We start from the raw sequence: 12136 nt of genomic DNA on the forward strand, positions 1-12136 counted from the left end.
GCAGGCGAGCACGCCATCTGATGGAGACAAGCCATGAAGGCCGTCGGCTACAAGAAGTCGCTTCCGATCGAGGATCAGGACGCGCTGATCGATTTCGAGACCGCCAAGCCGGATCCCAGGGGACGCGACATCCGCGTTGCCGTGAAGGCGATCTCGGCCAACCCGGTCGACTACAAGGTACGCAAGCGCGCCGCGCCGCCCGAGGGCGAGACCAAGATTCTCGGCTATGACGCGGCTGGCGTCGTCGATGCCGTCGGCCCCGAGGTCACGCTGTTCAAGCCGGGCGACGAGGTGTTTTACGCGGGCTCGATCCTGCGCCAGGGCACCAATGCCGAATTCCACCTGGTCGACGAGCGCATCGTCGGCAACAAGCCGAAGAGCCTGTCGTTCGCGCAGGCGGCCGCCCTTCCCCTCACCTCCATCACCGCCTGGGAGCTGCTGTTCGATCGCCTCGGCGCGGTGCCCGGCAAGAGCGTCGATCCGCGTACGCTCCTGATCACCGGCGGCGCCGGCGGTGTCGGCTCGATCCTGATCCAGCTCGCGCGCCGCCTCACCGGCCTCACGGTGCTCGCGACCGCGACGCGGCCGGAGTCGCAGAAATGGTGCCTCGATCTCGGCGCGCATGCGGTGATCGACCACGGCAAGCCGATGAAGGAGCAGGTCGAGAAGCTCAAGCTGCCGCCGGTCGCGCTGGTGGCGAGCCTCACCTTCACCGACCAGCACTACAAGGCGATCGCCGAGTTCATGGCACCGCAGGGCCGGTTCGGCCTGATCGACGATCCCCCGGAGTTCGCCATGAGCACGTTCAAGGGCAAGGCGATCTCGGTGCACTGGGAATCGATGTTCACCCGCTCCTCGTTCCAGACGCCGGACATGATCGCGCAGCATCATCTGCTCAACGATGTCGCCGATCTCATCGACAAGGGCGTGCTGCGCACCACGCTCGACCAGACTTTCGGCACGATCAACGCTGCCAACCTCAAGCGCGCACATGCGCTGCTCGAGAGCGGCAAATCGCGCGGCAAGATCGTGCTGGAGGGGTGGTAGGCAAGGGCTTCGTAGGGTGGGCAAAGGCGCATTTGCGCCGTGCCCACCCTACGGCAGCTACGCTTCCGCCACGCCTTCGACGAACAACAGCCGCCGCTCCAGCGCATCGGCGCGGATCTTGAGCGCCTCGGCATATTCCGGCGAGGCGTACCATTCCTTCAGCATCGCCATCGACGCGAATTCGACGATGACGATGGCTTTCGCCGGCAGGTTGCCTTCGGCCAGCTCGGCCTTGCCGCCGCGGACGAGATAATGCCCGCCATACTGCGCAATCGTCTTCGCGGCGAGCGCACGATAGGCTTCAAATCCATCCGGGTCCCGCATCTCGACTTCGGAAATCACATACGCAGTCATACGCCGCCCCTACGCAATCGTATTGACGATGCCGCCCTCGGCCCGCAATGCCGCGCCGTTGGTCGCGGACGCTTCCTTCGACGCGACATAAACCACCATGTTGGCAATCTCGTCGACGCTTGCAAAACGCTGGATCAGCGAGCTCGGGCGATGCTGCTTGACGAAATTGGCGGCGGCTTCTTCCACCGACTGGCCGTTCTGCTTCGCGAGATCCTTCACGAAGGTCTCGACGCCTTCCGACATGGTCGGACCCGGCAGCACGGAATTGACGGTGACGCCGGAGCCGCGGGTGAGTTGTGCGAGACCCCGCGCGACCGAGAGCTGGGCCGTCTTGCTCATGCCGTAATGGATCATCTCGACGGGGATGTTGAGCCCGGACTCCGAGGAGATGAAGACGATGCGGCCCCAGTTGCGCTCGAGCATGCCCTTCATGTAGGCGCGCGACAGCCGCACGCCGCTCATGACGTTGACCTCAAAGAAGCGGCTCCAGTCTTCGTCCGGGATGTCGAAGAAGTCCTTCGGCTCGAAGATGCCGGCATTGTTGATGAGGATATCGACCTCGGGCAGCGCCGCGACCAGTGCCTTGCAGCCAGAAGCCGTCGAGACGTCGGCGGCGATACCGCGCACCTTGGCGCCCGTCCCTTCCAGCTTGCGCACGGCCGCATCGACCTTGTCCTGGCCGCGGCCGTTGATCACGACGCTGGCGCCGGACGCCGCAAGGCCCTTGGCGATGGCGTGGCCGATGCCGGCGGTCGAGCCAGTCACGAGGGCGGTCTTTCCGGAAAGGTCGATGTTCATGTAATATCTCCATCAGATCGATGGTGGGGATATCGGACGCGGCGGATTGGGCTGCAATCGGCGTTCACCAATCAGTGAGACAATCCCAGAGCCCTCCGGCGGCATCGGAGCCTGACCCAGCCCTGCCTCGACTACTGCTGGAACGATTATTGCTAAGTCAGACCAAGTCTTTTTAAGTCAGACCAAGTCTCTTCATGTGAACGGGAAGAACCATGCGATGAAAAGAACGGCCCTCACTGTTGCGCTCGCGTTGCTTGGTCTGATGGGCGGCAATTCGATCGCTCCGGCTCAAGCGGTCTATCCGGAAAAATCGTTGCAATTGATCGTCCCCTTCCCGCCCGGCGGCGCCTCCGACGTGGTCGCGCGCATCATCGGCGGTGAACTCGAGACCCGGCTCGGCAAGCCCGTGATCATCATGAACCGTCCCGGGGGCGGCACCACGATCGCGGCCAAGGAAGTCGCGCGCTCGGCGCCGGACGGATACACCCTGTTCTTCAGCTCGAACTCGAGCTTCACGCTGCCGGCCGCCGTGAAGGAAAGCGTGCCTTACGACGCCGCCAAGGATTTCGAGCCGCTCGGACAAGTCGGCAAGATCACGCTGGCGCTGGTCACCTACAAGGACAACCCGGTCAAGGACGTGGCTGCACTCGTCGCCGAAGCGAAGGCCAATCCCGACAAGCTGTCGCTGGCGTCCTTCGGCGTCGCGACCGTCTCGCATTTTGCCGGCGAGTTGTTCAAATCGGACGCCGGGGTCAAGATGGTCCACCTGCCCTACAAGGGCAGTGCACCTGCGATGAACGACCTTATCGGCAAGCATATCCAGTACCATGTCGACACCGTGATCGCCGTGAAGCCGCAGATCGAGGCTGGTACCGTCAAAGTGCTCGCTGTGTTCTCGGGCAAGCGTACGCCTTTCCTGCCCGACGTGCCGACGCTCGCCGAACTCGGCTATGCCAACATCGACTTCGCGTCCTGGGGTGCCGTGGTCGCTCCCAAGGGGCTGCCGGCGGCCGTTCGCGACAAGCTGGCGGCGACGCTGGAGGAGATCATCAACAGCCCGTCCGTGGTCGAGCGCTTCGCCAAGGTCGGCTTTGAGCCCGGCTTCGCGCGCTACAGCGATTGGGCGGGAGCCATCGGCAAGGAGACCGCCGCAATGAAGGAGATCGCGCAAAAGGCAGGAATCAAGGAGGAGTAGTCCCTGGGCTCCGCACGCTTCCAGAAAAAACGGCGCCCGAGGGCGCCGTTTTCAATCCATATCTGTCCGATCAGCTTACGCCGCCTCGGCTTCCTTTTCCTGCACCGGACCTGAGTCCTGGCCCTTGGCGTCGACGTCGCGGTCGACGAACTCGATCACGGCCATCGCGGCGTTGTCGCCGTAGCGGAAGCCGGCCTTGATGATGCGGGTGTAGCCGCCCTGGCGGTCCTTGTAGCGGGCCGCCAAGACGTCGAACAGCTTCTTGACCTGGTCCTTGTCGCGCATCTCGGAGATGGCCTGGCGGCGCATGGCGAGGCCACCCTTCTTGCCGAGGGTGACGAGCTTCTCGACGATCGGACGAAGCTCCTTGGCCTTGGGCAGCGTGGTGACAATCTGCTCGTGCTTGATCAGCGCGGCCGCCATGTTGGCGAACATCGCGCGGCGATGCTCGGCCGTGCGGTTGAGCTTCCGATGAACCTTGCCGTGACGCATGTGACTATTCCTTAGATTGAAACTGCCGCGACGGTTCGTCGGACATGTTGCTCAGGTGGGCTGCCTGCGTTCGCCCAGATAGCGAGTAGTGAACGGCGAGTAGCGAGTTGTATTCGCTATTCGCCACTCCCCATTCGCCAAACTCAGTAGTGATCCTCGAAGCGCTTGGCGAGCTCGTCGATGTTCTCCGGCGGCCAGCCCGGCACTTCCATGCCGAGATGCAGACCCATCTGGGCCAGCACTTCCTTGATCTCGTTCAGCGACTTGCGGCCGAAGTTCGGGGTGCGGAGCATTTCCGCTTCGCTCTTCTGCACGAGGTCGCCGATGTAGACGATGTTGTCGTTCTTCAAGCAGTTGGCCGAACGCACCGACAGCTCGAGCTCGTCCACCTTCTTGAGGAAGGCCGGGTTGAAGGCGAGGTCCGGGATGATCTCCTGGGCGACTTCCTTGCGCGGCTCTTCGAAGTTGACGAACACGTTGAGCTGATCCTGGAGGATGCGGGCGGCGTAAGCCACCGAGTCATCCGGCGAGATCGCACCGTTGGTCTCGATCGTCATGGTCAGCTTGTCGTAGTCGAGGATCTGGCCCTCGCGGGTGTTCTCGACCTTGTAGGAGACCTTGCGGACCGGCGAGTACAGGCTGTCGACCGGGATCAGGCCGATCGGCGCATCCTCGGGACGGTTGCGCTCGGCGGGCACGTAGCCCTTGCCGGTGGCGACCGTGAACTCCATGCGGATCTCGGCGCCCTCGTCGAGCGTGCAGATCTGGAGGTCCGGGTTGAGCACGACGACGTCGCCGACTGTCTGGATGTCGCCGGCGGTGACGACGCCCGGGCCGGACTTCTTCACGACCATGCGCTTGGGGCCTTCGCCCTGCATCTTGATCGAGATGTCCTTGATGTTCAGCACGATGTCGGTGACGTCCTCACGGACGCCCGCGATCGAGGAGAACTCGTGCAGCACGCCGTCGATGTGCACCGACTGCACCGCCGCGCCCTGGAGCGAGGAGAGCAGAATGCGGCGCAGTGCGTTGCCGAGCGTCTGGCCGAAGCCGCGCTCAAGCGGCTCGGCGACGATGGTCGCAAAGCGGTTCGAATCGCTGCCGGGGGTCACCTGGAGCTTGTTCGGCCGAATCAGTTCTTGCCAATTTTTCTGGATCGTCACTGTTTCACCCATACAGGCCAGTCAAACTGCCATTGCAGATTCTGGCGTTGGAGAAAGGCCGCAGGTCGCACCTGCGGCTTCTTAAAAAAAGTCATCGCGGACGACGATGGCGCCCGCGACCTCGTATCAAACGCGCCGACGCTTGCGGGGACGGCAACCGTTGTGCGGGATCGTGGTCACGTCGCGGATCGAGGTGACGGTGAAGCCCGCGGCCTGGAGCGCGCGGAGCGCCGACTCACGGCCCGAACCGGGACCGGCGACTTCGACTTCCAGCGTGCGCATGCCGTGCTCTTGCGCCTTCTTCGACACGTCTTCGGCGGCAACCTGCGCGGCATACGGGGTCGACTTGCGCGAGCCCTTGAAGCCCATCGTGCCGGCGGAGGACCAGGCAATCGTGTTGCCCTGCGCGTCGGTGATGGTGATGGTCGTGTTGTTGAACGACGAGTTCACGTGCGCGACACCGGAGGCGATGTTCTTGCGCTCACGACGACGAACGCGGGTGGCTTCCTTGCCCATAGACTACCTTTCCTGAAGATCTCAAACGCCGCCGTAATGCCAGCGGCTACACCTGTGGAACGAAAGGCGCGCGGCGAAAGGGATATTCCCTCCTCGCCGCACGCCGCGACTGAATTCGAAAACTTACTTCTTCTTGCCGGCGATGGCCTTGGCCGGGCCCTTGCGCGTGCGCGCATTGGTGTGGGTACGCTGGCCGCGCACCGGCAGACCGCGACGATGACGCAGGCCGCGATAGCAGCCGAGATCCATCAGACGCTTGATGTTGATGCCGACCTCACGACGCAGGTCGCCCTCGACGAGATAGTCGCGGTCGATCACTTCGCGGATCTGGAGCACTTCGGCGTCGCTGAGCTGATTGACGCGACGATCCGCGGGGATCTTCACTTTCTCCACGATTTCGCCGGCGATCTTCTCGCCAATGCCATGGATATACTGAAGCGCGATCAGCACGCGCTTGTTGGTGGGGATGTTCACGCCGGCAATACGGGCCACGGCCTTCTCTCCTGTTGCCGATCCCTCGTCAGGAATCGGTCTTAAGTGCTTGTGTTCTCGGGCAGGTGTTCACAAACGCGAACACGACGCCCACCCCCGGTCTTCCTGGGGCCCGGCATCGTCTGAAACTATCCGACTTGGATGCGGGGCTTATTAGGGGATTCCAGGGGCTTTCGTCAACCGCTGCTAGCGCTTGGCTCGCTTTTTCGTGACCTTTTTTGCGGTCTTCTTGGCACCCTTTTTGACGGCCTTCTTGGCGGTCTTTTTGGCTGCCTTTTTGACCGTCTTCTTGGTGGTCTTCTTGGCGCCCTTCACGGCCTTCTTGGCCGCCTTTTTGGCGGATTTGGCCGATTTGGCGGCCTTTTTGGCGGATTTGGCCGGCTTTTTGGCCGATTTCTTCACCGCCTTGGCCTTCTTGACCGGCCCCGCCTTGGCCGCGCTCTTAGAGGGAGCCTTGGAATGGGTCTTGGGCTCGACCGCCCCGAGCGCCAAGAGCTGCCGGTGGATGGCGCGGGTGACCTCGTCGATGGCCATCATGCCGTCGATGGTGGAGAGCTTCCGCCGCTCGGAATAGTAGTGAATCAGCGGTTCCGTCTGGCTGCGATAGCTGGCGAGCCGCTTGGTCAGGACCTCCGGGGTATCGTCGAGGCGAACCTCCTCGCCGCGCTCCCGCATCTGGGCGACGCGGGTCTCGACACGACTCAGCAACGCACTTTCGTTGACGCGGAGCTCGATCACGGCATCGAGCTTGAGATGCTTGTGCTTGAGCAGCTCGTCCAGCGCCTCGGCCTGCGGCACGGTGCGCGGGAAGCCGTCGAGGATGAAGCCATTCTTGGCGTCCGGCTGGTCGATACGATCGGAGATGATTCCCACCACGATCTCGTCGGGCACGAGGCCGCCGCTCGCCATGATCTCCTTGGCCTTCAGCCCGACCGGCGTCCCCGCCGCGACGGCTGCGCGCAACATCTCACCGGTCGAGAGCTGGACGATGCCATAGCGCTGCACCAGCAGCTGCGCCTGGGTCCCCTTGCCCGATCCCGGCGGTCCCAGAAGTATAATTCTCATCGGCGTACGCCCCCCGGATTGGTGAGCGATACGTCGCGCACCTGTGTTTTGATATCAAGAGCAGTGCAAACCACAACCAGCGCGGCACCGCCATCGACGACCATACTATAAGGCAGACCGATCCCGTAAAGCTCGAACACCTCCGGAATCAACTGCAATGCCGTCAGGTAGACGGCTCCGACGACCGTCGTCAATGATACGACGCGATCGAGATAGCCGGCCGTAGCCTCGCCGGGCGCGACACCGGGGATTGCGCCGTCACGCTGCGCCAGGGCCTTGGCCGTGTATTCGGGGTCGACGACAGAGGCGGTGTAGACGAAGGCGAGCACGAACACGGCGATCGACACGAGGATCATGTGCACCGGCTGCCCGAGCTGGAGATGCCGGTAGGTTGCGGCGACCAAGGGATGATCGCCGCCCAGGATGAAGCCCGCAAAGGCCAGTGGCAGAAAGAAGAGCCACGGCGCCACGGTGACCGGAATCAGGAACCCGGCGCTGTTGAGCTTGATCGGCAGCACGCCGGCGCGCGCGGGCAATTGCCGCGTGCCGACATTGAGCGCGCCGAATTCGACCCGAACATTTCGCCGCGCGCCTTCGACGAGAACGATCACGGCGACGGTCACGATCCAGAACATGGCGTGGCCGAACACGAGGCCGCCCGAGACCGCCCCGCTCCGCACGAGACCCACGATGCCGGCAATGTCGCGCGGAAGGGAGACAAGCACGCCGACACATAGGATCAGCGCGAGACCGTTGCCGATGCCGTAGCGGGTGATCTGCTCGCTCAGCCACACCACAACGAAGACCCCGCCGACCATCGTGGCCGTGGCCGCCAACACGAACCAGCCGTCGGGATTGCTGACGAAGCCCGGAACGGTCGTCAGCGCGCTGGCGATGCCGAAGGCCTGAAAGGCAGCAAGAACCAGTGTGAGACCGAGTGTGGCACGGGCCACCTTGCGTCGGCCGCGCTCGCCCGACCGTTCGAGTGAACTCAGGCGGCGCCATACCACGGAGAGCAGCCGGATGAGGAGCGCCGCAGTCAGATAGGGAATCGGGCCAAGCGCGAAGATCGAAAGCCGGGCGATGAGGTCGGGCGTCGACGGGAAACTCGACGTGGTCACTCCCGCGACGGGGACCTGACAACCGAGTCTGAAAAGGAGCAGCGCGCCAATCGTGAAAGCGATCCGGCGCGCGAGCTCCCTGCTCATCTACGGCGGCCGCGCAGCTTCGACTTCCGGATCAGGCCTTCATACTGATGCGCCAGCAGATAGCCCTGCACCTGCGCCACCGTATCCATGGTGACACTGACGACGATCAACAGCGAGGTGCCGCCGAAGTAGAACGGCACCGAGGCGTAGGAGATCAGGATTTCCGGGATCAAGCAGACGATCGCGAGATAGACGGCACCGAGCACCGTGATGCGCGACAGCACGTAGTCGATATATTCCGCCGTGCGCTCGCCGGGACGGATGCCCGGGATGAAGCCGCCGTGCTTCTTCAGATTGTCCGCGGTCTCGGTCGGGTTGAACACGATCGCGGTGTAGAAGAACGCAAAGAACACGATCAGCGCGAGATACATGATCAGGAACAGCGGACGGCCGTGGCCGAGCTGGGTGGTGATCCACTGGAACCATTCCGGCCCGCTGCCCGCATTGAAGTTCGCCACCGTGGTCGGCAGCAGCAGCAGCGAGGACGCGAAGATCGGCGGGATCACGCCGGAGGTGTTGAGCTTGAGCGGCAGATGCGAGGACTGGCCCTCGAACATCTTGTTGCCGACCTGGCGCTTCGGATACTGGATCAGCAGCCGGCGCTGGGCCCGCTCCATGAACACGATGAAGGCGATCACGGCGACCGCCATGACGATGACGACCAGGATCAGGCCGGTCGACATCGCACCCTGACGGCCGAGCTCGAGCATGTTGGCGAGCGCCGCGGGCAGCTCGGCGACGATGCCGGAGAGAATGATCAGCGAGATGCCGTTGCCGATGCCGCGCGAGGTGATCTGCTCACCCAGCCACATCAGGAACATGGTGCCGCCGGTCAGCGTGATCGCCGTGGACAGGCGGAAGAACATGCCGGGGTCGCTGACGACGTTGCCGGCGCCTTCGAGGCCCACCGCGATGCCATAGGACTGGAACGCGGCTAGGATCACGGTGAGATAGCGGGTGTACTGGTTCAGCAGCTTGCGGCCGGACTCGCCCTCTTTCTTCAGCGCCTCGAGCTGCGGCGAGACGGTGGTGAGGAGCTGGATGATGATCGAGGCCGAGATGTACGGCATGATGTTCAGCGCGAAGATCGCCATGCGGTGGATACCACCGCCGGCGAACATGTTGAACATGCCGAGAATGCCGCCTGCCTGGGAGCGGAACACCTGCTCCCAGATGTTGGGATCGATGCCGGGCAGCGGGATATAGGTCCCGAGCCGATAAACGAGCAGCGCACCCAGGGTGAACCAGATGCGCTTCTTCAGTTCGTCAGCCTTGGCAAACGCACCGAAATTGAGATTGGCTGCCAGTTGTTCCGCTGCAGAGGCCATCTTGGACTTTCTCCCGCCGCCTATTGCGCCGTCATGCCCGCGGCCGGGCTACTATTATAGCGGACGCCGGACATTATCTGGGGCTCGGCTTCGATAAGTCCACGTCCCGCATGCGTAAAGGCCCGCGAGCCGCGGGCCAATGACGCAGTTGTTACGCCGCCTCGCCTTCTTCCTTGGCAGGGGCGAGGATCTTCACCGAGCCGCCGGCCTTCTCGACCGCGGCGATCGCGGTCTTGGTGGCGCCATGCACTTCGATGTTGAGCTTCGACTTGAGCTCGCCGCGGCCGAGCAGCCGCAGGCCGGCCTTGGCGCGGCGCAGCACGCCGGCCTTCACCAGGGCCTCGATGGTCACGACGCTGCCGGCGTCGATCTTCTTGGCATCGACCGCTTCCTGGAGCCGGTCGAGATTGATCTCGGCGAACTCCACGCGGAAGATGTTGTTGAAGCCGCGCTTGGGCAGACGGCGATGCAACGGCATCTGGCCGCCTTCGAAACCCTTGATGCGCACACCCGAACGCGCGGTCTGGCCCTTGCCGCCGCGGCCGGACTGCTTGCCCTTGCCCGAACCGATGCCACGGCCGACGCGCATACGCTTCTTGCGCGAGCCGGCGTTGTCGGCGATATCGCTGAGCTTCATCGCCCTTCTCCTTGTATCTTGCGCACGATCGTCACCGAAAACCGGTACCCGCTTTTCGGGATCGCGCGCCGCTTCTTACTTCTCGTCGACGATGCGGACGAGATGGTGAACCTTCTCGATCATGCCGCGGACTGCCGGGGTGTCCTGCAGTTCGCTGGTGCGACCGATCTTGTTGAGCTTGAGCCCGATCAGCGTCGAGCGCTGCGAGTGATGGCGGCGGATCGCGCTGCCGATCTGCTCGAGCTTGATCGTCTTGCTGGCCTTGGCCATGGGAGTCTACTCCAAAGCTTCGTTAGTCGGCAGCCGCCTCGGCATCACCACCGATACGGCGGGACTGCAGAGTGGACACCTTGATGTTGCGGCGGGCTGCGACCGAACGCGGCGAATCCTGATGCTTCAGCGCGTCGAAGGTCGCACGAACCATGTTGTAGGGGTTCGACGAGCCGATCGACTTCGCCACCACGTCCTGGACACCGAGCGTTTCGAACACGGCGCGCATCGGGCCGCCGGCGATGATGCCGGTACCGGCAGGTGCTGCACGCAGGTAGACACGGCCCGCGCCGTGACGGCCGGCGATGTCGTGATGGAGCGTGCGGCCCTCGCGCAGCGACACGCGGGTCAAATTGCGCTTGGCGGATTCAGTTGCCTTGCGGATCGCCTCGGGCACTTCGCGCGCCTTGCCGTGACCGAAGCCGGCACGGCCCTTCTGGTCGCCGATCACGACCAGAGCAGCGAAACCGAAGCGCTTGCCGCCCTTGACGACCTTGGCCACGCGGTTGATGTGGACCAGCTTGTCGACGAACTCGCTATCGCGCTCCTCGCGCTGCTGGCGGTCACGTCCGCCGCCGCGTTGATCGCGTCCACCACGTTGTTCGCGTTCTGCCATTTTTCCAATCCTTCAGAGGCTTGCGCCTCAATCCTCAAATTCCGTTAGAAGCTCAGCCCGCTCTCACGCGCTGCGTCGGCAAGAGCCTTGACGCGCCCGTGATAGAGGTAGCTGCCGCGATCGAACACGACTTCCTTGACGCCCTTTTCGGCGGCGCGCTCGGCCAGCAGCTTGCCGACCGCCTTCGCCGCATCGATGTCGGCGCCGGTCTTGCCGCCGTCACGCATCGACTTCTCGAGCGACGAGGCAGAGGCCAGCGTCTCGCCCTTCAGGTCGTCGATGACCTGGGCGTAGATGTGCTTGGACGAGCGGAACACCGACAGACGCGGACGGCCACCACCGGAGCGGCGCAGCTTCAGCCGCACACTCCGCTTGCGCCGGGCATTCGTAACCTTGGCTTTCGACATGACCGGCTCCGTTACTTCTTCTTGCCTTCCTTGCGGAAGATAAATTCGCCAACATACTTCACGCCCTTGCCCTTGTAGGGCTCCGGCGGACGATAGGAGCGAATCTCGGCGGCGACCTGGCCGACGCGCTGGATGTCGCTGCCGGTCACCGTGATCTCGGTCGGCTTCGGCACGGTGATCGTGATCCCCTCGGGGATCTGATAGACCACGTCGTGGCTGTAGCCGAGCGCGAGCTGCAGGTTCTTGCCCTGCATCGCGGCGCGGTAACCGACGCCGGTGATTTCGAGCTTCTTCTCGAAGCCCTTGGTGACGCCTTCGACCAGATTCGCGACCTGGGCGCGAGCGGTGCCATACAGCGCCCGCGCGCGGTTGGTCTCGACACGCGGGTTCACCTTGATCTGGCCGCTCTCGAGCTTCACCTCGACGTCGTCATGGACGACGAACTGAAGCTGGCCCTTCGGCCCCTTCATCTTGACGGTCTGCCCGTCGACGGTCGCGGTCACACCCGACGGCACCGCAACCGGCCTTTTGCCAACACGTGACATGGA

Annotated in this window: 16 protein-coding genes; 2 read left to right on the plus strand and 14 right to left on the minus strand. The window is 63.6% G+C overall.

Annotation, left to right across the window (positions count from 1 at the left end; genetic code table 11):
* The first annotated feature begins 33 nt into the window (after positions 1 to 33).
* Complete coding sequence (locus I3J27_RS23065; RefSeq protein ID WP_270160716.1) at positions 34 to 1047, plus strand: zinc-binding alcohol dehydrogenase family protein; 1014 nt, start codon at positions 34 to 36, stop codon at positions 1045 to 1047.
* A gap of 57 nt (positions 1048 to 1104) precedes the next feature.
* Here the strand turns inward: I3J27_RS23065 and I3J27_RS23070 are convergent, their stop codons facing one another.
* Together I3J27_RS23070 and I3J27_RS23075 are read right to left on the minus strand one after the other, a co-directional pair.
* On the minus strand, positions 1105 to 1401 hold the full coding sequence (locus I3J27_RS23070) for a DUF1330 domain-containing protein (protein WP_270160717.1): 297 nt from the start codon (positions 1399 to 1401) through the stop codon (positions 1105 to 1107).
* Between the two features lie 9 nt (positions 1402 to 1410).
* Complete coding sequence (locus I3J27_RS23075; protein WP_270160718.1) at positions 1411 to 2199, minus strand: SDR family NAD(P)-dependent oxidoreductase; 789 nt, start codon at positions 2197 to 2199, stop codon at positions 1411 to 1413.
* Between the two features lie 217 nt (positions 2200 to 2416).
* Here I3J27_RS23075 and I3J27_RS23080 point away from each other — a divergent pair, with 217 nt between their 5' ends.
* Positions 2417 to 3394: a Bug family tripartite tricarboxylate transporter substrate binding protein gene (locus I3J27_RS23080; protein WP_270160719.1), complete on the plus strand. Its 978-nt coding sequence runs from the start codon at positions 2417 to 2419 to the stop codon at positions 3392 to 3394.
* Between the two features lie 75 nt (positions 3395 to 3469).
* On the opposite strand, the gene rplQ is transcribed toward I3J27_RS23080, so the two are convergent.
* The 12 genes from rplQ to rplF all read right to left on the minus strand — a co-directional run bounded on the left by rplQ (position 3470) and on the right by rplF (position 12133).
* Positions 3470 to 3886, minus strand: a complete 417-nt coding sequence (gene rplQ / locus I3J27_RS23085; RefSeq protein WP_270160720.1) for a 50S ribosomal protein L17 — start codon at positions 3884 to 3886, stop codon at positions 3470 to 3472.
* 143 nt (positions 3887 to 4029) lie between these two features.
* Positions 4030 to 5061, minus strand: coding sequence for a DNA-directed RNA polymerase subunit alpha (locus tag I3J27_RS23090; protein WP_063195091.1), 1032 nt, complete (start codon positions 5059 to 5061; stop codon positions 4030 to 4032).
* Positions 5062 to 5175: 114 nt separating this feature from the next.
* A complete protein-coding gene (gene rpsK / locus I3J27_RS23095; protein WP_007603045.1) occupies positions 5176 to 5565 on the minus strand; it encodes a 30S ribosomal protein S11 in 390 nt (129 codons plus the stop codon).
* A 123-nt stretch (positions 5566 to 5688) separates the two neighbouring features.
* Positions 5689 to 6057, minus strand: a complete 369-nt coding sequence (gene rpsM, locus I3J27_RS23100) for a 30S ribosomal protein S13 (protein WP_148750346.1) — start codon at positions 6055 to 6057, stop codon at positions 5689 to 5691.
* Positions 6058 to 6243: 186 nt separating this feature from the next.
* On the minus strand, positions 6244 to 7122 hold the full coding sequence (locus tag I3J27_RS23105; RefSeq protein WP_270160721.1) for an adenylate kinase: 879 nt from the start codon (positions 7120 to 7122) through the stop codon (positions 6244 to 6246).
* Positions 7119 to 8330, minus strand: a complete 1212-nt coding sequence (locus I3J27_RS23110) for a preprotein translocase subunit SecY (protein WP_270160722.1) — start codon at positions 8328 to 8330, stop codon at positions 7119 to 7121. The genes I3J27_RS23105 and I3J27_RS23110 overlap by 4 nt, the downstream gene beginning before the upstream one ends.
* On the minus strand, positions 8327 to 9658 hold the full coding sequence (gene secY / locus I3J27_RS23115) for a preprotein translocase subunit SecY (RefSeq protein ID WP_129268081.1): 1332 nt from the start codon (positions 9656 to 9658) through the stop codon (positions 8327 to 8329). The genes I3J27_RS23110 and secY overlap by 4 nt, the downstream gene beginning before the upstream one ends.
* Positions 9659 to 9809: 151 nt before the next feature.
* Positions 9810 to 10295 (minus strand): 50S ribosomal protein L15, encoded by a 486-nt coding sequence (gene rplO / locus I3J27_RS23120; RefSeq protein WP_270160723.1) that lies wholly within the window; start codon positions 10293 to 10295, stop codon positions 9810 to 9812.
* Between the two features lie 75 nt (positions 10296 to 10370).
* Positions 10371 to 10565 (minus strand): 50S ribosomal protein L30, encoded by a 195-nt coding sequence (gene rpmD / locus I3J27_RS23125; protein ID WP_063682757.1) that lies wholly within the window; start codon positions 10563 to 10565, stop codon positions 10371 to 10373.
* Positions 10566 to 10587: 22 nt separating this feature from the next.
* Positions 10588 to 11181: a 30S ribosomal protein S5 gene (gene rpsE / locus I3J27_RS23130; RefSeq protein WP_129268075.1), complete on the minus strand. Its 594-nt coding sequence runs from the start codon at positions 11179 to 11181 to the stop codon at positions 10588 to 10590.
* Positions 11182 to 11225: 44 nt separating this feature from the next.
* Positions 11226 to 11588, minus strand: a complete 363-nt coding sequence (gene rplR, locus I3J27_RS23135) for a 50S ribosomal protein L18 (RefSeq protein WP_007603036.1) — start codon at positions 11586 to 11588, stop codon at positions 11226 to 11228.
* Positions 11589 to 11599: 11 nt separating this feature from the next.
* Entirely contained in the window at positions 11600 to 12133 is a 534-nt protein-coding gene (rplF, locus tag I3J27_RS23140; RefSeq protein ID WP_270160724.1) for a 50S ribosomal protein L6, read from the minus strand.
* Positions 12134 to 12136 lie beyond the last annotated feature (3 nt).

This window comes from Bradyrhizobium xenonodulans, assembly GCF_027594865.1.
GTDB classification, from domain to species: Bacteria; Pseudomonadota; Alphaproteobacteria; order Rhizobiales; family Xanthobacteraceae; genus Bradyrhizobium; species Bradyrhizobium xenonodulans.